At 42.2% G+C, this 23,534-nt stretch carries 17 protein-coding genes; 10 read left to right on the plus strand and 7 right to left on the minus strand.

Annotated elements, in window-relative coordinates; all coding sequences use genetic code 11:
- Positions 1–69: 69 nt before the first annotated feature.
- Positions 70–2,280, minus strand: a complete 2,211-nt coding sequence (locus OEG80_RS11100; RefSeq protein WP_263240862.1) for a carboxy terminal-processing peptidase — start codon at positions 2,278–2,280, stop codon at positions 70–72.
- A gap of 482 nt (positions 2,281–2,762) precedes the next feature.
- Between OEG80_RS11100 and nagZ the strand changes: the two genes are divergently transcribed.
- Positions 2,763–3,848, plus strand: coding sequence for a beta-N-acetylhexosaminidase (gene nagZ / locus OEG80_RS11105; protein ID WP_263240863.1), 1,086 nt, complete (start codon positions 2,763–2,765; stop codon positions 3,846–3,848).
- Between the two features lie 248 nt (positions 3,849–4,096).
- Here the strand turns inward: nagZ and OEG80_RS11110 are convergent, their stop codons facing one another.
- Positions 4,097–5,698, minus strand: a complete 1,602-nt coding sequence (locus OEG80_RS11110; protein WP_263240864.1) for an OmpA family protein — start codon at positions 5,696–5,698, stop codon at positions 4,097–4,099.
- Between the two features lie 444 nt (positions 5,699–6,142).
- Complete coding sequence (locus OEG80_RS11115) at positions 6,143–7,657, minus strand: hypothetical protein (RefSeq protein ID WP_263240865.1); 1,515 nt, start codon at positions 7,655–7,657, stop codon at positions 6,143–6,145.
- Between the two features lie 320 nt (positions 7,658–7,977).
- Here OEG80_RS11115 and OEG80_RS11120 point away from each other — a divergent pair, with 320 nt between their 5' ends.
- The 6 genes from OEG80_RS11120 (at position 7,978) to OEG80_RS11145 (ending at position 13,224) form a co-directional block, all read left to right on the plus strand.
- Positions 7,978–8,586, plus strand: a complete 609-nt coding sequence (locus OEG80_RS11120; protein ID WP_133103801.1) for a rhomboid family intramembrane serine protease — start codon at positions 7,978–7,980, stop codon at positions 8,584–8,586.
- A 112-nt stretch (positions 8,587–8,698) separates the two neighbouring features.
- Positions 8,699–9,643 carry a metallophosphoesterase gene (locus tag OEG80_RS11125; RefSeq protein ID WP_263240866.1) on the plus strand — a complete coding sequence of 315 codons (945 nt, stop codon included), beginning with the start codon at positions 8,699–8,701 and terminating at the stop codon, positions 9,641–9,643.
- 130 nt (positions 9,644–9,773) lie between these two features.
- The gene (gene purE / locus OEG80_RS11130) at positions 9,774–10,334 is read left to right on the plus strand and encodes a 5-(carboxyamino)imidazole ribonucleotide mutase (RefSeq protein ID WP_263240868.1); all 561 of its coding nucleotides are present in this window, start codon (positions 9,774–9,776) and stop codon (positions 10,332–10,334) included.
- A gap of 241 nt (positions 10,335–10,575) precedes the next feature.
- Entirely contained in the window at positions 10,576–11,931 is a 1,356-nt protein-coding gene (locus OEG80_RS11135; RefSeq protein ID WP_263240871.1) for a 5-(carboxyamino)imidazole ribonucleotide synthase, read from the plus strand.
- Positions 11,931–12,380: a YaiI/YqxD family protein gene (locus OEG80_RS11140; RefSeq protein WP_011279582.1), complete on the plus strand. Its 450-nt coding sequence runs from the start codon at positions 11,931–11,933 to the stop codon at positions 12,378–12,380. Before OEG80_RS11135 ends, OEG80_RS11140 begins: the two co-directional genes overlap by 1 nt.
- 205 nt (positions 12,381–12,585) lie before the next feature.
- On the plus strand, positions 12,586–13,224 hold the full coding sequence (locus OEG80_RS11145) for an NAD(P)H-binding protein (protein WP_201530893.1): 639 nt from the start codon (positions 12,586–12,588) through the stop codon (positions 13,222–13,224).
- 301 nt (positions 13,225–13,525) lie between these two features.
- Here the strand turns inward: OEG80_RS11145 and epmA are convergent, their stop codons facing one another.
- The 3 genes from epmA to OEG80_RS11160 all read right to left on the minus strand — a co-directional run bounded on the left by epmA (position 13,526) and on the right by OEG80_RS11160 (position 16,999).
- Positions 13,526–14,548 carry an EF-P lysine aminoacylase EpmA gene (gene epmA / locus OEG80_RS11150; protein ID WP_263240872.1) on the minus strand — a complete coding sequence of 341 codons (1,023 nt, stop codon included), beginning with the start codon at positions 14,546–14,548 and terminating at the stop codon, positions 13,526–13,528.
- 39 nt (positions 14,549–14,587) lie between these two features.
- Positions 14,588–15,754 carry a 4-phosphoerythronate dehydrogenase gene (locus tag OEG80_RS11155; RefSeq protein WP_263240873.1) on the minus strand — a complete coding sequence of 389 codons (1,167 nt, stop codon included), beginning with the start codon at positions 15,752–15,754 and terminating at the stop codon, positions 14,588–14,590.
- 105 nt (positions 15,755–15,859) lie between these two features.
- Complete coding sequence (locus OEG80_RS11160) at positions 15,860–16,999, minus strand: AI-2E family transporter (protein ID WP_011512669.1); 1,140 nt, start codon at positions 16,997–16,999, stop codon at positions 15,860–15,862.
- Between the two features lie 777 nt (positions 17,000–17,776).
- Between OEG80_RS11160 and OEG80_RS11165 the strand changes: the two genes are divergently transcribed.
- Together OEG80_RS11165 and OEG80_RS11170 are read left to right on the plus strand one after the other, a co-directional pair.
- Positions 17,777–19,480 (plus strand): NAD+ synthase, encoded by a 1,704-nt coding sequence (locus OEG80_RS11165; RefSeq protein ID WP_263240875.1) that lies wholly within the window; start codon positions 17,777–17,779, stop codon positions 19,478–19,480.
- Positions 19,481–19,723: 243 nt separating this feature from the next.
- Positions 19,724–20,998 carry a hemolysin family protein gene (locus OEG80_RS11170; protein ID WP_020442650.1) on the plus strand — a complete coding sequence of 425 codons (1,275 nt, stop codon included), beginning with the start codon at positions 19,724–19,726 and terminating at the stop codon, positions 20,996–20,998.
- Between the two features lie 226 nt (positions 20,999–21,224).
- Here the strand turns inward: OEG80_RS11170 and OEG80_RS11175 are convergent, their stop codons facing one another.
- A complete protein-coding gene (locus OEG80_RS11175; RefSeq protein WP_263240877.1) occupies positions 21,225–21,983 on the minus strand; it encodes a YggS family pyridoxal phosphate-dependent enzyme in 759 nt (252 codons plus the stop codon).
- Positions 21,984–22,322: 339 nt separating this feature from the next.
- Here OEG80_RS11175 and OEG80_RS11180 point away from each other — a divergent pair, with 339 nt between their 5' ends.
- Positions 22,323–23,375 carry a type IV pilus twitching motility protein PilT gene (locus OEG80_RS11180; protein ID WP_020442648.1) on the plus strand — a complete coding sequence of 351 codons (1,053 nt, stop codon included), beginning with the start codon at positions 22,323–22,325 and terminating at the stop codon, positions 23,373–23,375.
- The last annotated feature ends 159 nt before the right edge of the window (positions 23,376–23,534 follow it).

The raw sequence follows: 23,534 nt of genomic DNA on the forward strand, positions 1-23,534 counted from the left end.
TAAGCATATGCTTACGTGTAATTTTCATAGAGTTTGGGCAGCTGAATAAATAATAGTTTACAATAATTTTTATAGCTTTTCTTCAGGACTGCTCAGCTTTGTTGGCTCAGCACTGAGCATAATATAAGCCGCTTCATTAATGAAAGCTTCATCTTCTGGTAGCTCTGGACGCTCAGCAGCCTTCATCTGACTACGCTCTTCAAACTTTGCATCCATTGCCGCTTGATAAGTATTCCAGTTGGCATAAGGACGCTCACCAGTTGCAATCTGACGCTTGTTCTCAGCCTCTAGGGAGCGTTTTTCTATTAGCTGCATTTTGGCACGGCGTTTATTAATATCGAGCGCAACTGGTTTTTTCTCATCTTCCATATTACGGATATCATTGAGCGTTGATAAATAAACGAACTGCGGATTTTTTTGTTGGCGGATTTTTGACTGTTGGTTTAGCGTCGCCAAGGTATTTGACGTGAATTTACCTTCGGGCTTATACGGTGCAGTCTTAATTGTATCCCAAGGCAGCGCCTTTTTCTGTGCGCGCTCGCCAAAGGTTGCATCGTCATAGATGTTGACCAATTCAATATCAGGGACCACGCCTTTATTCTGCGTACTACCACCGGTGATACGATAGAATTTACGCTGCGTTAATGTCGCAGAACCAAGCGCCAAGCTGTCTAATTGGATTTGCGCTGAGCCTTTACCTGTTGTAGTACTACCGACTATCAAGCCACGTCCATAGTCTTGGATAGCGGCAGCAAAAATCTCACTTGCTGACGCAGAGGCAAGATTGGTCAAAACGACTACCTTACCATCATATAGCTGCTCACCACCGTCATCATCACGGTAAACTTGAATATTGCCACGATTATCACGAATCTGTACTAGCGGACCACTCTTAATAAAGAAGCCAAGCATCTTGGCAACTTCATCTAGTGAGCCACCTGGATTATTGCGCAAATCAACGACCAAGCCATCGATATTCTTTTTATTTAACTCTTTCAATGCTTTTTCGGTATCAATACTGACACTACGATAATCTTCACCATTACGGCGGGCTCGGTAGTTCAAATAAAAACTTGGTATTTCAAGAACACCGATACGTTTCGGAGTTTTATCGATATTTGGACGCTGAACTTCAACGACACGCTGAGTGACGCCTGATTCTTCTTGTGCAATAATATCTCGAACCACGGTTACATTACGGGCGCTGGCATCAGGGGTATTAGGCTGACGAACTTTAATCGTCACCGATGTACCGCGTTTACCACGAATCAAACTGACTATTTCACGCGTTGACCAGCCGACCACATCAGTCATAGTCTCGCCATCTTTGGCAATACCAATAATTAAATCGTTAGGCTTAATTTGACCTGATTTAGCAGCTGGACCGCCATCGACTAAGGTCACAATACGCGTATAGTCTGGATTTTTACGGTCAGGACGGATAGATACCCCTATCCCTTCTAACTGTAGGCTAGACTGTATTTGCAGCTCATTGGCTTGAATTGGCGCGTAATAATTACTGTGCGGATCATAAGTCAGCATCGCCGTGTTTAAGATGGTTTCCATAATCTCATCATCTTTGAGACGGGTAAACTGCTCTTGCTGACGAGATAAGCGATTCAGTAAAATCTCACTTGGCGTGCGCTCATCATTACGGACTAAATCTTGACCGCGCGTGATATCTGGGTTGTCTAAAAATACTTTCTCTTTTGCTTTTTCGTCTTCCTTACCCAAAGTAATACTCATCAACTGAAACTTTAACTGACTTGCCCAATAATCGCGCTGCTCTTTTTTGGTTTTAAAATGATTGAGTTTTTCACGGTCAAGGACAATGTTATCCTTGCTGGTCAAATTGATATCCGTTTTTAGCATCTTTTTTGCCATGGCAAAATACTCATTTGAGCGTTTACGATAGCGCTCAAATACTTCTACCCCAGCAGACAAATCACCACGCTTTAAACGCGCACCAAATTCATCGGCATACTTTTTCTTAAACTCATCAACATCAGATTGCAAAAACAACGTATGGTTTGGATCGAGACTATCGATATACATAGACAAAATCTCGCTACCAGTCGCTGTATCCAGTGGCTGATTAAGATAATGACTGCGATCCAGCAATGCCGCTACTTGGCGCGTGGTAACCTGTTGCTCAGGCGTCTGTTTAAAACCTTCGGTATTGGTGTCAGCTACTGCGGTGCCGTAGCTCTGGGTAAGAATTAAACCTGCGATGCCCACTGACGCTGCACTGAGTAACCACTGTGCTGGTTGTTTTTTCATCATATCTACCTAATTATTTTAAGTGAAAAGTATGCTCTGTTTTTAGCAAAATCAAAAAATATCTATAAATGGCTGTCCATAAAATCCAGCTATTTTTACTCTCTTATATTTAACACTAAACCATGCGTTACGCTAGCACTAAAAGCTTATATCTGCGTAAGGATTATGTTGGTTTTATCGTTAAAAAACCAATCAATACTAGCATGGGCATGAATATAGCTCTGTCTCAAACTGTATAAACAATCTTACACGCTGCGCGCGCTCATACCAAGTTTCCTACTACATAAACCAGACGTATCCATTTAACGAATATCGGTCAATGTATTAAAATGCCTTCAAATGAATTCCCGTGATACATTATGCTGGACTCGTAATTACTGTCATAATAAGACCGTGATAGCGATGAATAATAGATGTCATTTCTCATGACTTTTTAGTTTACCGTAGCATATAACAATATATAACCTCATAAGGATCACGCAATGTATGGTGTTTTAATGATTGATATCGATAGTACCGCGCTGACGGCTGAAGATGTCAGCTTGATTAGACAAGCACAAGTTGGTGGGGTCATATTATTCGCCAGAAACGTCACCGATGCCGCCCAAGTGCGCGCGCTGTGTGACGATATACGTTGTCACAACGCTGACATTCTGATTGGGGTCGATCAAGAAGGCGGGCGCGTTGCCAGATTGCGTAACGGTTTTACGCCACTGCCAGCGATGGGTGGGCTTGGTGAGTTATTTAACCAAGACCCCAATCGTGCTCTAGACTGTGCATATGATTGTGGTTATTTGATGGCATCAGAAGTATTAGCAGTGGGCATTGATTTGAGCTTTGCACCGGTGCTCGATAGAGATGGTATCAGCCAAGTAATCGGTGATCGCAGCTTCCACCATGAGACGCAAGCTATCACTGCTTTAGCAAGCCAGTTTATGCGTGGTATGAAAGCCGCTGGCATGGCAACGACGGGCAAGCATTTCCCTGGTCACGGTGCAATAGCCCCCGACTCGCATGTTGCAGAAGCCATCGATGATCGTAGCTTAGATGAGATTATGAACAGTGATATGCAGCCATTTGCGCAAACGTTGCCTTGGCTTGATGCTTTGATGCCAGCACATGTGATTTTTTCGCAAGTAGATAATAAACCAGCGGGTTTTTCTAAGATTTGGCTCAAAGACATTATTCGTGAGCAGCTAAATTTTGATGGGGTATTGTTTTCTGATGACTTGTCTATGGCAGGGGCAAAAGCTGCGGGTGATGTCAGTGCACGCGTCAAAGCAGCGATCGAAGCTGGCTGCGATATTGCTTTGGTTTGTAATGATCGCGTCGCGGCTCATGAAGCAGCAAAAGCGGCGCAAGAGCTGCCCTATCCCAATCAAAAACGCATCAAAACCATGTGTGGACAGATACCCGCTTGGCAAGGCAACCTTGAATCGACTTGTCAGCAGTTTGACTATTGGCAACAAGCAAAAGAGAATATTTCACAGACGTTTTTTCCTACTCAATTAGACTCTAAGGCATCCGCTAATCTTGAGTTAAAAGACCCGACTAGCTATAGTCAGTGAAAAGTAATATCGACACATTATGTACTGCTGGTATCAATTTTTCTTGCTTGCTGTGCCCATGCAGACAGAGGCTGCAAAAAATTTGTACCAGCAGTACCGTAGCGTTTTTAGAGTATTTTGACTATACATCTAATAAATGGCAATCAAGTTAATTTGATATAGAAGAATAGACAAGATAAAAACCGCACCTTGATTAAGATGCGGTTTTTCTGATTTATAGTTTAATTCAATGTATCTTAACGCTTCGCTTAATTGGTTGCAGCTGGATCCAATGCCGTACCACGGCTAGCATCATCAGCATCTGGCGTTAAATCATCGTTGTCGCTGTCTAATGGATTTAGGTCTGGATCAAGCGCATCACTATTAATCGCTAAGCCATCATTGGCCGTAGTCGTTTCGTCATAAACCACAAACTCGATACGGCGGTTAAGGAAACGACCTTGGTCTGTCGTATTGTCCGCTATAGGATCGGTCTCACCCATACCTTTGGTCATAAGCTTACTCGGATCAACACCTTGCGCGACCAAATATGCCTTCATAGCCTGCGCACGCTCTTCTGATAGCTTTAGATTATAAGCAGCATCCGCTGTTTTGTCAGTGTGACCAATAATCATCAGTGTCATATTGGGCACTTGCTCCATTAGCTTCACAGCGCGATCTAATAGCGCTTTATTGGCGTCAGGAATCACCGCTTTATCTACTTCAAAATTGACCACTTGTAGACTTAAGGCGCGAGCGACATCACGAGGATCGGGGTTCTGACCCAAGTTATCCATTGCCGCCTCAGACGCTGTTAAGCTATCAGCAATCTCAGTTTGCTCATTCAGTGGACCTTCAGCAATAACTGTCATCGCTGGCGCAGCAGCTTGTAAATCCGATACCAATTTGGTTAAAGCGGCAGTATCAGCAGCATTGACCGTAATCGTATCGCCTTTAACCAACATACTGGCATTTGGGACGTTTTTGAAAATAGGCAAAATAGTCGCGAGCTGCGCAGTTGCTGGCATATCTATTGAGAAATTATCATCGACATCTGCACGGCAATTATTGGCGGCATCACCAAACACGCCAGTCAGCGCAGTCATGACATTGCTCTGTAGCGTGTCATTACCCACATCCATACGGCATGCATATAGCTCACTATTTTCACCAGTAGCAATACGCAAGGATGCTGGTGTAATATCACCTGCAACTGCCTGCCCATCACTATCCGCGGCTTGTTGCTCTGTCACAACAGGCTTGCCGACCGGCTCAGGCTTATCTTGACAGCCTCTTAATAGCGCCCAAGCTAAAGCCCCTAAAATAATCAATCCGATAATAGGTAGCAGCGCCTTCATAAAGCTGCCATCTTTTTCTGCTTCGCGCTGTAGCGGCGCGGTGCTCACAGTATCTGATATATGCGTACCAGTAGAAACAGGAGCAGCAGCAATCACGCCAACAGGCAATACAGCCTTTGCCCATACGGGGATATGACGCTGATAACTGTCAATATTTTCGTTTAAAAATTGCGGTACTGGCGTCGTGCCCGCCAAACTTTTGATTTCATGATAGGCAAGCGGTGCTGCCATGGCAATTAAGCCACGAGCAGCCGTGACATCGACGTTATGCTTACCGGCAAGCTCGCGAGCGATTTGATCTCGATGCGCGTCTTCTGTCCACACACGATCATAAAAACCTTGATCATCACGAGCAATCGTTTCATTGGCAAAACGGTCATGGGTCTGATTGTCTGCTAGACGCGCCGCAAAAATAGCATAGAACTGTTCAAGTAAGTTTTTCTTGACAGGATTGTGATCGTCTCCAAGTACCGCTGGACTGACTGTCCGTGTCAAATGACTAATAATATCCATAACATCCTTCCTCGATTCATCATTATTTTATGTGACTTGTTTTGTATCGTTTACGCGCTCAAAAAAAGCGCGTTATGTCAGTGCTAATCTATAACAGTAGTAATCTAAAATTTAATCGTCTGAAATAACACCTAGCCACGCTATAAAGTGGGCAATGACCAGATTCAGCTTTCGTCATTATAAAAGTATTAAGAAGGCGTTCACAATCAACGCGCTGTTGTGCAAATGCTACAATAAGTAATATTTCAGTTGTTACTCGTAACTATGATGCCTATAAAGTAAAAATTGCGAATCTATATTCAGCTCAACGTTAAATTGCAATATTAAAACAGGGCCAATCAAATATTGCCTAAAAAACTGCTTATTAGTGAAAACAAAAAAGTGCCTTATAAAATATAAGACACTTTTTAACGTTTTATAGTCATTTAAAATGATAGTGACTTATCATCTGACTTGAGCAGGTTCAACCACAATGACATTTTTTGCCATGTCGTCAACTTCAGATAAAGAGATAGAGCCATTTAAACCTGAAGGCGCGCTATTAAAATTATTAGTATTATTATTTCTGACAGGTGCTGGCATCACACTATCGTTGGTCTCATCGTCTGGCGCTTGATATTCCACATTATTAGCGTTGTTGTTAGCATTGTTATTGGCAGGCACATTCTCAAATTGATTATTAAAATTATTGGTCGCCATACCTTGTTGCTCTACGATACCATTATTCATATCATTAGGGTTGCTAGGTAATGGTAGTGGCGCAGTACTCTCAATCATCATCGATGGTAGCAATGTACGCATATCTGTCATTAAGCGCTGTAGCTGCATAGCATCTGGCGCCTCTACCGTGATGCGATCATTCTGTAATTGTAAGCGCGCAAACGGCGCTGCTCTTAATAATGTTAGTACATTAGGTAATACCTCTATTGGCATATTGGCAACGCTGCTGGCAACGCCTTCTTTGACAGTTAACTGACACATCCCTGCTTGCTCACCAAAGCTAGTATTGAGTGCCTGTTGTAATAGGCTTTGTAGCGCGACATCGCCCACTGACCCACTACAAGTATAAAGACTGCCATTGTTATCCACCCCAACTATGAGCTCAATTGGCGTTACCACTTGTACGGGCGGTTCAATCACAGGCGGTACGACAACTGGCATTGTAACCGCAGCCTCTACTGGCGGCGTGTCATTTGGCTTGATTAATAATGCCCACACAAGTCCAATAGCGGTCACTGCCCCTAGTAATACAAATGTCCATAGCAACATGTCATTACGTTGATTACGGGTACGTGTTTTTTCTCGGCGTAGGCTACTATTTTCTGCCAAATGATGCTCTGCTGGACTGACATGAATCGAATCAGTGCTGAGACGCTCATCTAAAGTTGGTATCGGCGATTCTGCTGTGAAAGTCGGTGAAGCGATAATATCGACAGTAGCGGGCTTGTAGTTATTTAAAGCAATAGCTGGTATCACAGTCCCTGCCAATACTCTCTGGCTCTGAAACAACTCGTCATCAGTATGCTGCGGCGCGCCAATGATAGGTGCGGACCATATCGGCAAATAAGGGCGCAATGAGGCTTGTTCACCTTGCAAAAAGGCTGGCAAAAATTGTCCATTTGCCAGTATTTTTAACTCTTGATAGGCCAGTGGCGCGGCATTCATTAGCAGCTGCATCGTCGTAAACTCATCAATATGATGGGTCGCTGCCAGCTCTTGAATCATCAACCGACGTAAGCTTGCGGTTTGCCAAAGTTGCTCAAATAACGGCGGTTGTGCGACATTGTCATTAGTAACGGTGGCATCGTCACGCAATAACTGTGAGTAAATATGTGGCAATGCCAAACGCGATGCCAAAATCGCATAAAATTGTTCCAATAAGCTGACATGGGAGACGCTACCATTGTTACCCAATATAGCTGGGGTCACCGTTTGCTCTAGTTGGTCGATGATACTCATAAGTTACTGCCTCTGTCAGCGTTAATGTTACATATATAGTCGATATATTTTGATTGGTCATAGCATCAGTCGTTACTGTCAGTATACGAAGCATTACTCACTGTCACTCGTACGATGTTATATTATTCAATATAAACAAGCATTAAAGCACAATTTTGTCGCATATTGGTTTTTGCATGATAATCGCTGCTACTATTATTAAGATGAATACGTAACTGTTTATTATTCATATTTGGATGACAATAACCAACACAACCTATGTTATAAGTATTGCCTTACTTATCACTGCTATCTATCAGACCCAACCTAAGGACTATCCTTTGTTTAACCAGACGACGCTTATCATTATTATTACGGTTATTGTCAGTCTATTGGCGTGGCAAAACAAAGCAGTGTTTAATCGACTGATTTTTTATCCCCCAGCAGTGAACAATGGTCAATGGGATCGCTTTGTGACTCATGGATTTATCCATGCTGACAGCATGCACTTGCTCTTTAATATGTTCACTTTATACTTTTTTGGTCGTGCCATTGAGGGCTTATACCAGAAGTTTTTGTTCGGTTATGGTTTTCTGCTTTTCTATGTACTGGCTATTATTGTTGCGATGATTCCAAGTTATATTAAGCATAAGCAAAGTGCCAGCTATTTAAGTCTTGGCGCATCAGGCGGTGTCTCTGCTGTATTGTTTGCGTTTATATTGCTTGCTCCTTGGGAAAAAATCTATCTGTTTGCGATCATTCCTATTCCCGCTATCTTATTTGCAGTGGCCTATGTCGCGTACAGTATCTATTCTGATAAACGCGGCGGCTCAAACATCAATCATATGGCCCATATGTGGGGCGGCGCGTTTGGGGTAATAGCCACGATTGTTCTAGAGCCACAAGTCCTGCCGCATTTTCTAAATGCGCTGTTGTCACCTGGGTTTTAAAAAAATGACTGAAAATAGCAGTAACGAACCAAGAAAACACGGATAACAGTGGCTATCATTTTCACAAAACCGCTTTTTAAGCCCTTTTATATTTAAGATTTGAAACTTTATTATGATTATAGATGTTATCGGCGATATTCACGGCTATGCAGACAAGCTGGTTGGATTGTTACAGCAACTGGGTTATGTGCATAATGGTCAGTGCTTTGTGCCGCCATTTGGTCATCGTGCGCTATTTATTGGGGATTTGATTGATCGCGGCTCACAGCAGGTAGCGACATTAGAAATCGTTTTTGCTATGCTCGATGCCGATGTCGCTGATGCCGTAATGGGCAATCATGAATATAATGCTCTCGCCTTTGCCACCCTCGATCCTGATGATAGTAGTCAATATCTGCGCTCACATAATGAGATACATACTCGTCAGCATGAGGCGTTTTTGGCAGAAGTCCCTTTTGGTTCAGAGACACATCAATATTGGCTACGACGCTTGTGTGAGATTCCTTTGTGGCTTGAAACCGACTATGCCTGCTTTGTACATGCTTGTTGGGATGTCGATAGTATGGAAATATTGCAGCCGTTATTGACAGAGAATAATTGCCTGACAACCCATGGGCTTATTGCCACTTCTAGAGAAGGTACTGTAGAATTTGATGCATTAGAGCGCGTATTAAAAGGCGTTGAAACGCCGCTGCCTAAAGGCTTAGTGATGGTCGATAAAGAAGGCGCCAAGCGCACGCGCGTACGAGTACGCTGGTGGCTTGATAAGTTGAATACACGCAGTCTTTATGAAGTAGCGCGTGCACCTTTATCGGCATTGGCACAAATTCCTAAAGATGTATTGGCTGAAAATATTGATTTCACTCTGAAAACTCACAAACCTGTCTTTGTCGGACATTATTGGCTAACGGGCGAGCCTGAACCGCTTAGTCCGCAAGTTGTCTGTACCGATTATTCGGCAGCCATCGATAGCGGTTATCTGACCTGTTATCAGCTCGATAGTGAGCAGCCTTTACCGTTAAAGACCAGTCGTTTTATACAATATCATCATGATTAAGAGGCTCGCATACTTGGCTATCTTTGAGATGTATGATGTTTTATATGCGTGATTTGGCATTAAAGCGCAAACTTGGCTTTACGAATACAGCAAAATTTTTGTATGATGGTCTTTTTGAGGATATCAAAGCATGAGCATCATCTCAGCGACGGTTAACGCCACTGATCAGAACGTACCTATCACCTCCCCTGTTGGTCAACCAAAAGTTGGCATTATCATGGGTTCGCAGTCTGATTGGGCAACCATGAGCGCAGCAGCACAATTGCTTGCAGACTTTGATATCGCCTTTGAATGTGAAGTGGTTTCAGCACATCGTACGCCTGACAGATTATTCGATTATGCTAAAAGCGCAAAAGGCAACGGCTTGCAAGTGATTATCGCTGGCGCTGGCGGAGCAGCTCATCTGCCCGGTATGTGTGCCAGTCAAACGCCGCTACCTGTCTTTGGTGTCCCTGTAAAATCCTCTATGCTGAGTGGTTGGGACAGCTTACTATCTATCGTTCAGATGCCCAAAGGCGTGGCAGTTGGCACATTAGCTATTGGCTCCGCTGGCGCTTATAATGCGGCACTGCTTGCGATTCAAGTGTTGGCATTACATGATGAGTCGATTGCGACTAAGCTGGATAATATGCGTCAAGCGCAAACTGACACCATTCTTGCCAGTCCAACGCCCGGTATTATTAATACTTAGTATTTAAGTTGAGCGACTGGAAAATAATTATTATATTTACCATTTTTATCGTTCATTTTAAATATAAACGGATTTACTTGATATTTATTTTTAGATAAGTTTTACTAAATACAAGGTGCATACAATGCACCTTTTCCTATTTTAACTCGTTAGACTTTTATACCCTTTATAGCCATATGCATTTATATTTTCATATATTGAAGCATTTAACCCCTTGTTTATCTGAATCAAAGAGCCTGCCATGACCATAGCGAACGCTTACCCTGTTACTCAAACCATCCGCACCATTGGTATTTTAGGCGGTGGTCAGCTTGGCATGATGCTGGCACAAGCGGCTATGCCATTGGGCTATCAATGTGTGTTTTTGGAAGACAGCGCTGACTGTCCGGCCAGTCTATATGGGCGCGTTTTTAGCAGCGAGCAATTAGATGCTTTTATTGAAGCAGCTGACGTCTTCACTTTGGAGTTTGAAAATACCCCAACTGCTACCGTTCAGCAACTAGCAAATCTATCAAAATCTGGCAGCAAACAAGGCATGTTTCCGCCAACGATTGCCCTAGATATTGCGCAAGATCGCTTAAAAGAAAAGCAGATGTTTAATACGCTTGATATCGCAACCGTACCTTTCGTGTCTGTTAGTTCAGAGGCGGAATTACAGCAAGCTTGTCATAAGCTTGGATTGCCTATTGTCCTAAAAACTAGCCGAGGCGGTTATGATGGCAAAGGTCAGTTTGTGATTAGACAAGACAGCGATATCAAAGCAGCTTGGCAAGAACTAAAGGATGCAGTTACGGGTAAAGGAACGCTTACACAAACGCCAGCGCCATTGATTGCAGAAGGTTTTATTCACTTTAGTCGTGAGCTTTCTATCATCGCCGCACGAGGTCAAAACGGTCAGGTACGCTGTTATGATTTGGTCGAAAACCATCATCATCAGGGTATCTTGGCCAAGACCCAAGCGCCAGCTATTGGCACCAGTCACTTATTCAAACAAGCAACTGATGCTATTACTAACGTCATGAATCATTTGGGCTATGTTGGGGTGATGGCGCTTGAGCTATTTGTGACCAAAGACGCTCGTGGCAATGATACTCTACTTGCCAACGAAATAGCGCCACGCGTGCATAATTCTGGTCATTGGAGTATTGAAGGTGCTGTCACCAGCCAATTTGAGAATCATATTCGTGCCGTAGTCAATCTGCCACTAGGCGATACTGACAATGTCTATCCAGCAATTATGATTAATGTCTTGGGGCAATATCCTGATATCAGTGAAGTGCTCAATATCGATGGCGTACATTATCATAGCTATCATAAAGCGGAGCGCGATGACCGTAAAATCGCCCATATTACCTTGATGCCAAATGATGTCGCAGACTTAGAGCCTGCATTGGCAAAGCTGGTCGCCGTACTGCCTAATAAAGTTGGTCTTGATAAAAAGGTAATGCCCATCAATCATCCGGCAACGGCAGAAGATAGCTTAACGACTGCTAAAGTAAAGGCTGACGCTGAAAATAGAGAAAGCTTAGCAAATGATGATAATGAGCAACAAAATTTTGAGTCAACCAACTCTAAAGCAGAGAAGGCTAAGAAATAATGCAGATTTGGGTAGATGCAGATTCAGTGCCTTTGATTGCCAAAGACTTGATTATTAAGACCGCTGAGCGCACACAAACGATGGCGATATTTGTCGCCAATCAGCCAATCAAGCTGCGTAAATCGCCTCTACTGGTGATGACTGTCGTGCCCTCTGGCTTTGATAAAGCCGATGATTATATTGTTGAGCAGATTCAGCCGGGTGATTTGGCGATTACCAGTGACATCCCTTTGGCCAATGATATTTTGGACAAAGGTGGCATGGTACTGACAACACGCGGTGTAGTCTATGACAAAAATAATATTAAGCAGAAGCTCAATATGCGTGATTTTATGGACACCATGCGTGGTACTGGCGTGCTTGAGCTGCAAGAAATGAGCGGACAAAAACCTTATGGCGATCGTGATAAAAAAGCCTTTGCTGATGGGCTAAATAAATTGGTACGCTAATTTTTTATAAATAACGTTCTCTCTATTATTTCAAACCGTATACCCTCTTTGCTTCCTTGCAAACCGTATACACTCTATAACCAAACACTATGCAATCGGCACGCTTCATAACGAAGCGTGCCGATTTTTCTTGTTACGCTATATTCGATGTGTAAAGAAATCCGTTTTTCAAACGACGATGGCATGAATAAAAACAGGAATGATTATGAAGATTTTAGTAATTGGCGCAAGTGGTCGAGTGGGTACTGATTTGGTTAAGCAACTATTAGCAGATAACCACCAAGTGATTGGCACTACCCGTCAGGAAGAAAAGTTATTTCAAGATAATAATTATAGCCAATTAGATTTGGATATCACTGCAAACAAGGATGCAATTCAACAGCAAATTGATCAAGATATCGATGCTGTCTATTTCGTCGCCGGTTCTGGTGGTAAAGATGTGTTAGAAGTCGATTTACATGGGGCGGTTAAGACCATGCAAGCCGTACAAGATAAAGGTATCAAACGCTATATTATGCTAAGTACCGTCTTTTCGTTAGACACCAGTAAATGGGACAGTTCAGCTATTGAAAATTTAAAAGAATACTATATCTGCAAGCATTACGCCGATCAGTGGTTAATCCATAATAGCAGTCTGGATTACACCATCGTACAAGCAGGAGCGTTAAAAGAGCGAACTGCCACTGGAAAAATTACCATCAATGATGATAATTCCGGTGAGAACTCAATCGAAGATGTCGCAACTACGCTAGCTGCTGTACTTAATGCAGACAATAGCATTAACACCGTATTTAGTATGCATAATGGTGATACAAACATTGCTGAGGCTATTGCAAAATTATAATGGCGCCCCGTACTAGGGCGTGTCCTCATTTCAAAAATGGTGATAAAAATGAGATAAATTGCAGTCAAACGAGGAAAATAGCGCAGATAATATCGGGATATTAACCAGCTATTTAACGATGTTTGGCAAAATTTAGCCATTTTTAGCCCGTTTAGATATGATCAATTGAATTGAGGACACGCCCTAGTTAGTTCTAAATAAAAGGACAGACAAAAAAGCGAGTAAGTCAAAAGGCTTACTCGCTTTTTTCTAATAGTCTTGTTAAATAAGTGGCGACTATGTTGAATCTATCAAAGAGCGACTAAGCCGAACCACTAGGAAATGAGATAACTTCTTCTAAGCTCGTTGCATCTGTCAACACCATCAGCAGCCTATCTAAACCAACAGCAATCCCGCTACAAGGTATCAAATCATCAGACGCTGCTATTAAGTGCTCATCAATAGGCATTTGTGGCAAGTTATGCCGCGCTCTCAATTGGTTGTCCTGTTCAAACCGCTCTCTTAACGCCTGCCCGTCTGCTAGCTCATCATAAGCGTTGGCAATCTCGATTCCTTTGATATACAGCTCAAAGCGTTTGGCAACTTTATTACCTTCTTTATCAACAGCGGTCTTTGCCAAAGCGGCAGTTGCAGGCGGATATTCAATCACCAACGTCGGCAAATCGTGACCCAAATTTGGCTCAACAGCATGGCTAAACAATAAATCCAGCCAGCTTTGACGACGGTCTTGTTCGCTATCGCAGCTCTCTGCACTATTAAAATCAAATCCTATCAGACCTTTGTCTTCTGCCACGGCTTGTAATGCTGCTAGACTGGCGGTCAGCGGGTGAATACCAACAAAATCCATAAAAGCATCAACGTAGCGATAATGACTCATGATTATCGGATGACCATAGAGCGCTTCCAATAGCTCACCAAGCTCTGCTGCTAGATCATCCAGACTATAATTTGGCTGATACCATTCAAGCATCGTGAATTCAATATTGTGCCGCGCCCCGATCTCATTATCTCGAAAGACTGGACAGATTTGATAAATGGGCACCTGCCAGCTGGCAAGCAAACGCTTCATGGCAAATTCAGGTGACGTATGCAGATAATAAGTATAAGGCTTGTCTTGATACGTGACCTGTGCGGCTACGGATTGCAAAAAGGTATCGGTATTGCCTGCTTGCGATAATAGCGGCGTCTGCACTTCTAATACTTGACGCATGGCAAAGAACTGACGAATGACACTCATTAATTTTGCACGCTGCTGCGCCATTGCAAGGGTCATCGTTGGGGCATAGCTTAGATTAGATAAAGGCTGATTATTGGCTTTACTCATGACTGGTTATAGTGCCTCATAAATCGTAAAAACAGATAATTAAATAGTCACACTGATTGTTTGTGCTTGCCATTCACGACGCAGATGGTAATCACGGCGTAATTGATCAAAATCTGAACCTTTAACTTTACCGTTGGTTATTTTATTTCTTAATGCCGCATCGTCTTTTCTAATATCATAAAACTTTTGCAATCTGTCTGGGTGTTCTTTTAGCTCAAACCATAGATAAGTATTGAGTGGTAGTAACTGATGCATCGATAATACAGGTAGTACTGCCAATTTTTCACATAAGGCGTCATAAATAATTTGCGTGCCACGCAGCTTGCCTTCTAAGGTATAACCAGCAATATGTGGAGTGGCAATAGCAAGCTTAGAGAGCAAACTCTCAGAAATCTGCGGCTCATGTTCAAACACATCCAATACCACTTGGCGTTCAGTCGCATCGATATCGGCTTCGAGGGCAGCGGCATCAATCACAGGTCCGCGCGCACTATTAATCAGCATAGTATGCGGCGACATCAGTGTCAAAGTTTCTGCATTAATTAAATGACGCGTTGGATAGTCGCTGACATTATTGCTAATGCTGTTGCTGTTGCTAGTTGCACCTTGCGCATCCGTATCTTTTTTATCCGTTAAAGGGACATGTAAACTTACTATGTCGCTTTGGCTCAATACCTGCTCAAGACTAGCGTTATTGATATCGGATGTGGCTAATAAAGGGTCATAACCCAATATTTTCCAGCCTAAATCATTGGCATACTGAGCTAGCGTACTACCGATATTACCAAGTCCGATGATACCCAATGTTAATGGCTTCGTGGATTGCTGCCAATACTGTGGGCGTAAAGTTAATATAGCAGTCACTACGTATTGTGCGACTGAATGCTTGCTACAGCCAGCGGCATTGGCAAAGGTAATATTGCGTTCTGCCAAATATTCTTGATCGACATGGTCAGTACCAATGGTCGCAGAACCAACGAATTTGACGCTATTATTATCACTTAATAGTGATTCATTTATTGAAGTGACAGAGCGTATCAACAAAACGTCAGGCTGCACATCTGCCATTAATTGTGCATTGATATCACGACCAGCAACACGTATGACCTGCACCTGTTGCTCAGTATTTTGACCCAGCGCTACAGGATTAAAGAACTCATCAAGGCTTGCGATATTACTATCAGCCACAATAGTGAGATTTTTCATCGTATCTACCTTGTTTTTCATAGTATTCGCTACCGTCTCATTGAATATAGATAATCTTATATATGACTTTAAGCGCTTTAGATGATTGCTTTACTATAAACGCGCTTATAAAAGTGTGTCTTGGCTCGGCTGATCCACTTTAATCAAACTTTTACCTTGATCCAGCTCTTCTTGTTGGGCAAACAGATCATTTTTATGCTGTGATATCCATTCACGCCATACCGCAAGTCCGATTGCTAGTACCACAGGACCAATAAATAAACCCACAAAACCAAAAGCCGTCAGACCGCCCAACACCCCAATAAAGATAATAATAAAAGGAATTTTGGTCGCACCACTAATAACGATCGGACGGATAAGGTTATCAACCCAGCTAATCACTAAAATACCCCAAAGTGCTAAGCCGATACCTTCAACCGTATGCCCTTGGCTCAATAACCAAAGTGAGACACCGCCCCAAACAAATGGCGTACCAAATGGAATGAGAGCAATGATAAACGTTACAATCGTCATTAAAATAGGACTCGGTGCACTGGCAAAATAATAGCCGATACCAGCAAGCAATGCCTGTGCTAATGCTGTCAGACCGATACCGTAAACCACCGCACGCGTGGTAGTACCGACAGAGTCAATATAACCGTCGATACGATTACCGATAATATTACGCAGCGCTTGTCGAATTTGGCGAACCAAACTGGTGCCATCGCGATAAAAGAAGAACAACGTCATAAGCGCCATACCAAGTTTGGCAAGACTGCTGAACACGACGTCAAAGGCAATTTTTCCGTAGTACAGATGCGACTGTACCCAAAGACGAAACGCCTCTAGCGTCCCTTCAGGGTTTTTATTGATGCGCCAAAGCACATCTTTGACCTGCTGTCCTATTATCGGCAAATCTTTGACAGAATCAGGCACGTCCAGATAACCCACTTTAATACGATAGACCAAATTACTGATCAGGCTTAACGCTTCTTGCTGTAAGATAAAAATACCGGCTACCAAGGGCACGCCTATCATCAAAGTAATACTGACGGTCATAATCGCTGCACTAAAATTTGAGCTAAATCTGACTCTTTGATGAAAAAAGTTATAAATAGGAAAAGTCACATATGCCAGAATCGCTGCCCACAATGCCGGTACAATAAAAAACTGCACCACTTGAAAACACAGCACAAACAGCACGACCAATAAGGTGATTGCCAGCAAGCGCTGAATAATAAATTCTTTCGTCCAGTTTTCAATCATAGCATGCAAACCAAGGGTGACCAGCAGAAACCTAATACGGTTCTACTATAAAATTTATAAATGGGTTGTTTAAATCACAGATTATGTTTGTAATTTTCATCCATTAGCGAAGATTTTGAGCAGTACAGATTTGGATAAAACATCTGCTTTTATAAGGTTAATTAGGCTAACAGCAAAAAACTATTATGCAACAAGATTATCCAAATAAATAACGCTATGTTGTAACCTTTACTTACAACTTTCTTGTGAGCAAATTTGTTAGTGCCTGTATCGTCATTGATGTTGATTGCCAAAACCTATGGAACATAATTATCTTAACAAAAACATCATCAATATGCGCTTTTTAAGCACTTTTATATCTACCATCTAGAGAGCTAAATCACTGGCTGGTTCTATTAGTAACATCAATTGATGTTATACTAAAGGGATTGATTTACGCTTTTAAATGACGCTCTGTTGGTTTGGCTTTATTACTTTTATTGAGGTAAGCCCTTAGCGTCTATAAAACACCTCTCGTCTGTGATCTTACTCTAGATGGTATTTAGCATTATTTTTAGAGCAGTGCTGCATAAATTGAGAGGGCACATTTGCATGACATTCATGCCTATACATGTTTGATGCTCATGATATTGATGCACTATTGAAGCATCTTATTTTGAGTAAATGATTTTAAATACATATTTTGAGTCGTTTTCGGAAACATATTTTCATTTGGTTTTATTTGAAACCAAGAAATATATAACAGATTTAAATAACCTATTGATAGGAACAATAACAATGTCAAAAGACACTGCAAAAGATACTGATAACCCCAACCTTACCGCTTCCAATAAGGGCAACCAAGCTTCAAAATCGCAAGATAGCGTTACGTTTGCCCTAGCCCAATCTCACTTTTTAGTTGGCGATATCAAAGCCAATGCTGAAAAAATGCGCACCCTAGCATTGCAAGCACGCGAGCAAGGTGCTGATGTCATTATTTTCCCAGAGCTGGCCTTATTGGGCTATCCGCCGCAAGATTTGTTGCTACGTCCTAGTCTTTCAGGACGTATCAAAAGCGCGTTGTCTACCCTAAGCGATATCGATGATATCGTGATGATTGTTGGCTATCCGCATGTTGATCATCATGGTACCTTTAACTCAGCCGCTATCTTGCATAATGGTCATCAAAAGGGCTTTTATCATAAGCAAATTTTGCCAAACTATGGCGTATTTGATGAGCGCCGTTACTTTGATAAAGGACGTAATCAAGTCTTATTCGACTATAAAGGCATCACCATTGGTCTGCTGATCTGTGAAGATTTATGGCAAAAAGGTCCTATTGCCGAGCTCAAAAAGCAAGGTGCTGACCTTATTGTGAGCTTAAACGCTTCACCATTTGAGATCGAAAAACAAGATACTCGCAAAACAATGCTGGCCAAGCGTAGCCGTGAAAACAACTTACCTATCGTTTATCTTAATGCCGTTGGCGGTCAAGATGATTTGGTATTTGACGGTGGCTCTATGGCCATTCAAGCAGACGGCAGCGTCGCACATGAAGCCTCACGTTTTATGAATCAGTTACTACTGGCAAGCTTTGATGTAAAAACAGCAAAATTTGATACACAAGCAAAAGCACCTTTATCATTAAGCCGTGAATCAGAGATGTACCAAGCATTGGTCGTAGGCTTACGCGATTATGTCAATCTTTCAGGGTTTACTGGCATCATCGTTGGTTTATCAGGCGGTATTGATTCAGCATTGACACTCTGTATTGCGGTCGACGCACTGGGTGCTGACAAGGTCTATGCAGTCATGATGCCTTACGAATATACCTCGCAAATCAGTTTAGAGGACGCGCAAGCCCAAGCACGCCGTCTCAATGTCTCTTATACCGTTTGTCCTATCTTTGATGCGGTCGAAGGTATCCGTCATACGCTTGCGCCACTATTCAACAAGTCGCCTGCTGATACCACCGAAGAGAACATCCAAGCACGTGCACGCGGTGTGGTACTTATGGCATTGTCTAATAAATTTGGGCATTTGGTCATCACGACTGGTAATAAATCAGAGCTAGCTGTTGGCTATTCGACCTTATATGGTGATATGGCAGGCGGTTTTGACGTTTTAAAAGACGTGTATAAATCACAAGTTTATAAATTGGCCAGCTATCGTAACCGTTTAGAAGATACGCCTGTTATTCCGGAGCGCGTTATTACTCGTCCACCATCTGCTGAGCTACGTCCTGATCAAAAAGACCAAGACAGCTTGCCTGATTATGATGTTTTAGACGGTATCTTAATGTCATATATCGATGAAGATATGGGCTATCAAGATATTATTAATAAAGGGTTTGATGCTGATTTGGTCGCCAAGGTTATCCAAATGGTCGACAATAGTGAATACAAGCGCTCGCAGGCACCAATTGGTACTAAGATTAGCCATAAAGCCTTTGGTCGTGAGCGCCGTTATCCGCTCGTCAATAAATGGTCAATAAAAGGCTAAGCTTTGATACTGAACTTATCAAAAACCTTTTAGAGCCATTTCTTAAAAGCTTGATAAATTTAAGTTTTTATCTAATATCATAAAATTGTTTTATAATTAGCTGGGTGCTTGCCCAGCTTTTTTAGTTTTTGTGCCTAATTAAATGCTAATAACTAAATGTCTTTTACCTCAAAACCTACCAATTATTATCTTCAATCATTACTGTAAATCTATTTACCTTATCTATTTCTATCCGAGTATGTCATGAGCTTGCTAACCGCTGGTGTGTTTATTTTTATATTAATTGCGCTAAGCGCTATCGTTTCTAGTTCGGAGCTGGCGCTTGCCTCCGCCCGCAAAATCAAGTTACAAGTCATGGCCAAAGAAGGCGAAGTACGAGCACTCGATGTACTCAATATGCAAGAGCAACCCGGCAGCTTTATTACCGTGGTACAAGTGGCGCTCAATGCAGTGGCTATCTTAGCAGGGGTCATCGGTGAGTCAGCCATTAGTCCATATTTACAGCAGCTTTTTGGCAATGAGACTGCTGCGTCCGTGGTGTCATTTATTTTAGTTACCAGTGTGTTTGTGTTGTTTGCAGACTTGATGCCCAAGCGTTTGGCTATGTCCAACGCTGAACCTATCGCGGTCAAAATGGTTCGACCGATGATTTTCTTTATTTTTATCTTTAAGCCGATTATTTGGGTGTTTGATGGGGCGGCAAATTTACTATTCAAACTCATAGGCGTGTCAACCGTACGCCAAGATGAAATGACGTCAGAGGATATTTATGCGGTGATGGATGCAGGTGCGGAAGCCGGTGTTATTAAGCATCAAGAGCATCATTTGATCGAAAATATCTTTGAGATGCAAGAGCGAACCGTAACCTCAGTCATGAATCCGCGCGAGCATATTGTCTATTTTGATACTAAAGCCAGCACCGAAGAAGTGGTTGCTGTGATGATTAAGCAGCCGCATAATAAATTCTTGGTCTGTAATGACGATGACTTAGAACATATCATCGGTTATGTAGAGTCGCGCAGCTTTTTAGCCTCAGTACTTGAGCAGCAAGAAGTGTGTTTAACAGACAAAGCGTTGCTAAAACCTGCCTTGTTCATTCCCGATACATTATCGTTGTTTGAAGTATTAGAAACGTTTAAATCAACGGGTGCAGATTTTGCCGTCATTGTAAATGAGTATGCATTAGTGGTTGGGGTGATCACGCTCAAAGACGTAATGAGCATCGTGATGGGCGAGTTGGTCACCTTAGAGGAGCAACCGATTGTCCAGCGTACAGATAACTCTTGGCTAATTGATGGCATGACGCCCATTGAAGATGTGATTCGCTCATTGGGCATGGTCAATTTACCACATAGCCAAAATTACGAAACCATTAGCGGTTTTATGATGTATATGCTGCGTAAAATTCCTAAAAAGACAGACTGTGTCGAGTATGCCAATTATCGTTTTGAGATTATCGCCACTGACAATCTTAAAATAACTCAGCTACTGGTGACAAAGTTTGAAGATGTGATTTAATTCATTTAATACATAATGTAATTTATGAGTACTGTCAGGGTTGGCTTTATGATAATTTTTATCCTCAAGCGTGCGTACTATAGTCAATTTCAAATAAAACAGATACGTTATATTCCAACACAGTACTGGTATAAATTTTTCTGGCGTGCTGTGACTACGCTGACAGAGGCTGCGTAAAATTCATCCCAGTCCTACTGTATCGTTTTAATACTGAATTCACTATACATCAAGCACGCGCACCAAATATCGCAGTACCAACACGCACCATGGTAGTGCCACTAGCAATCGCATCAGTCATATCATCACTCATACCCATACTCAGAGTATCCCATTGACTTAGCTCAGGATGGGTACGCTTAATGTCGTCAAATAGTTGTTTGGTGCGCTTGAAAGCATCTGAATTTGCCTTAGCAGGAATAATCATCAATCCGCGCAATTGCAAACGCTCATAATTTTTAATTGCTGTTAACAATTCTGGAAGCTGCTCTGGCAGACATCCCGACTTACTGTCTTCATTATCAATATTAATTTGGATCAAGACGTTTAGAGGTGGCAGCTCAGCAGGACGTTGGTCGTTAAGACGCTTGGCAATAATGTCACGCTCAAGCGTTTGTACCCAATCAAAATGCTCAGCAATATCACGGGTTTTATTACGCTGAATGCTTCCAATATAGTGCCAGACAATATGCTTACATCCTATCTGCTCACGTAGCAACTGTATTTTTTCAATCGCTTCTTGTAGATAATTTTCACCAAAATCATGCTGACCTTGACGCGCCAATGTTGCCACCATCTCAGCAGATTTGGTTTTGGACACCGCAAGCAAAGTTACACTGCTCGGCGCTCGCAACGTTTGTTCGCATGCCTGTACCACTTGCGTCTTTACCTGCTGCCAGCTCTCAGTTAGATGTTGAACTTCTGCTTCATCATTATTACTAAGATTGATTGCGACATTTTTAATTACTTGCTGAGAAGACATATTCATAAAAACTCTTGTTGATATAGTGAGTTCGAAATAAAAGAGAGCTGATTGTATCGATGCTTTATCACTATGCGAAAAACCAGTCAGTCTATTTTTGCATTTTATGCAGTTAGTAGATGGTTAAATCAGTACAGTCTTGTTATGATATTGTTACATGGTTTAACATATGCTACTAAAAGCTCTAGCAATAGTAACAGTAACAGTAACAGTAACAGTAACAATTATAGTGACGCCTAACCTATTTTAATGAGGTTGGCTCAAACAATGTCATAGAACCTTGCTTATCGCCTGCTTTCTATGTTGATTTTGGCACACTTTATTTATTAATAGGAATATCCAATTATGGCTGAACAAAATTTAAGCATTGAAGACTTGCTGCGTTTTACTGTCAAGCATAAGGCTTCAGATTTACATATTTCAGCCGGTATGCCTGCGATGATTCGAGTTGATGGTGAGATGACTCGGATTAATATGCCAGAGATGAGCCATAAGGTAGTTCATCAGCTCATTTATGACATCATGAATGATAGACAACGTGCCGACTTTGAAGAGTTTTTTGAAACGGATTTTTCTTTTGAGATTCCAAATCTAGCCCGTTTTCGGGTAAACGCATTTAATCAAAATCGCGGTGCAGGCGCCGTCTTTCGTACGATTCCCTCCAAAGTTCTAACGATGGAAGATCTAGGTATGGGCGAAGTATTTAAGCGTGTTTCAGACTTTAAACGTGGCGTGGTATTGGTCACTGGTCCAACCGGCTCAGGTAAGTCGACCACGCTAGCTGCCATGATTGATTATATCAATGAAACCCGTAAAGAGCATATCTTGACCATTGAAGACCCAATTGAATTTGTTCATGAGTCCAAAAAGAGTTTGATTAACCAGCGTGAAGTCCATCGCGATACCTTGGGGTTCGAGCCAGCATTGCGCTCAGCGTTACGTGAAGATCCGGACGTTATTCTGGTTGGTGAGCTACGAGATCTTGAGACCATACGCTTAGCGCTCACTGCCGCTGAAACCGGTCACTTAGTTTTCGGCACTTTGCACACCAGTTCCGCTGCCAAAACCATTGACCGTGTTATTGACGTCTTCCCTGCTGCTGAAAAAGACATGATTCGAGCGATGCTATCAGAGTCACTACAAGCCGTTATCTCGCAAACATTGTTACGTCGTCAAACAGGCGGGCGAATTGCCGCCCATGAGATTATGTTAGGTACGCCCGCTATTCGTAACTTAATAAGAGAAAATAAAATCGCTCAAATGTACTCTTCTATCCAAACTGGTGCTGGTGATGGCATGATTACTCTTGATCAAACTCTTAAAAATCTTGTAGCGAGAGGCACAATTAGTAAAGACGTTGCACGACCTTACGCTAAACAGCCTGAAGCATTTTTATAATATAAATATTATCAGGCATTCTGACTAAAGTAATAGACTACTCATTGCAGCTATCTAAGCATTCATTCTTTAGGTTAATGGTCATCTTGTGCAAAAAAAGTTTATTTAAGCAGGTTTCACTCTATTTATGGCACATTTTCTTGCACATATAGGTACGTT

Source organism: Psychrobacter sp. SC65A.3 (genome assembly GCF_025642195.1).
GTDB classification, from domain to species: domain Bacteria; phylum Pseudomonadota; class Gammaproteobacteria; order Pseudomonadales; family Moraxellaceae; genus Psychrobacter; species Psychrobacter cryohalolentis.

Bases quoted from the DNA above. Each gene is read 5' to 3' on its own strand.
- OEG80_RS11100 (WP_263240862.1), bottom strand. From the start codon at position 2,280: ATGAAAAAACAACCAGCACAGTGGTTACTCAGTGCAGCGTCAGTGGGC.
- nagZ (WP_263240863.1), top strand. From the start codon at position 2,763: ATGTATGGTGTTTTAATGATTGATATCGATAGTACCGCGCTGACGGCT.
- OEG80_RS11110 (WP_263240864.1), bottom strand. From the start codon at position 5,698: ATGGATATTATTAGTCATTTGACACGGACAGTCAGTCCAGCGGTACTT.
- OEG80_RS11115 (WP_263240865.1), bottom strand. From the start codon at position 7,657: ATGAGTATCATCGACCAACTAGAGCAAACGGTGACCCCAGCTATATTG.
- OEG80_RS11125 (WP_263240866.1), top strand. From the start codon at position 8,699: ATGATTATAGATGTTATCGGCGATATTCACGGCTATGCAGACAAGCTG.
- purE (WP_263240868.1), top strand. From the start codon at position 9,774: ATGAGCATCATCTCAGCGACGGTTAACGCCACTGATCAGAACGTACCT.
- OEG80_RS11135 (WP_263240871.1), top strand. From the start codon at position 10,576: ATGACCATAGCGAACGCTTACCCTGTTACTCAAACCATCCGCACCATT.
- OEG80_RS11140 (WP_011279582.1), top strand. From the start codon at position 11,931: ATGCAGATTTGGGTAGATGCAGATTCAGTGCCTTTGATTGCCAAAGAC.
- OEG80_RS11145 (WP_201530893.1), top strand. From the start codon at position 12,586: ATGAAGATTTTAGTAATTGGCGCAAGTGGTCGAGTGGGTACTGATTTG.
- epmA (WP_263240872.1), bottom strand. From the start codon at position 14,548: ATGAGTAAAGCCAATAATCAGCCTTTATCTAATCTAAGCTATGCCCCA.
- OEG80_RS11155 (WP_263240873.1), bottom strand. From the start codon at position 15,754: ATGAAAAATCTCACTATTGTGGCTGATAGTAATATCGCAAGCCTTGAT.
- OEG80_RS11160 (WP_011512669.1), bottom strand. From the start codon at position 16,999: ATGATTGAAAACTGGACGAAAGAATTTATTATTCAGCGCTTGCTGGCA.
- OEG80_RS11165 (WP_263240875.1), top strand. From the start codon at position 17,777: ATGTCAAAAGACACTGCAAAAGATACTGATAACCCCAACCTTACCGCT.
- OEG80_RS11170 (WP_020442650.1), top strand. From the start codon at position 19,724: ATGAGCTTGCTAACCGCTGGTGTGTTTATTTTTATATTAATTGCGCTA.
- OEG80_RS11175 (WP_263240877.1), bottom strand. From the start codon at position 21,983: ATGAATATGTCTTCTCAGCAAGTAATTAAAAATGTCGCAATCAATCTT.
- OEG80_RS11180 (WP_020442648.1), top strand. From the start codon at position 22,323: ATGGCTGAACAAAATTTAAGCATTGAAGACTTGCTGCGTTTTACTGTC.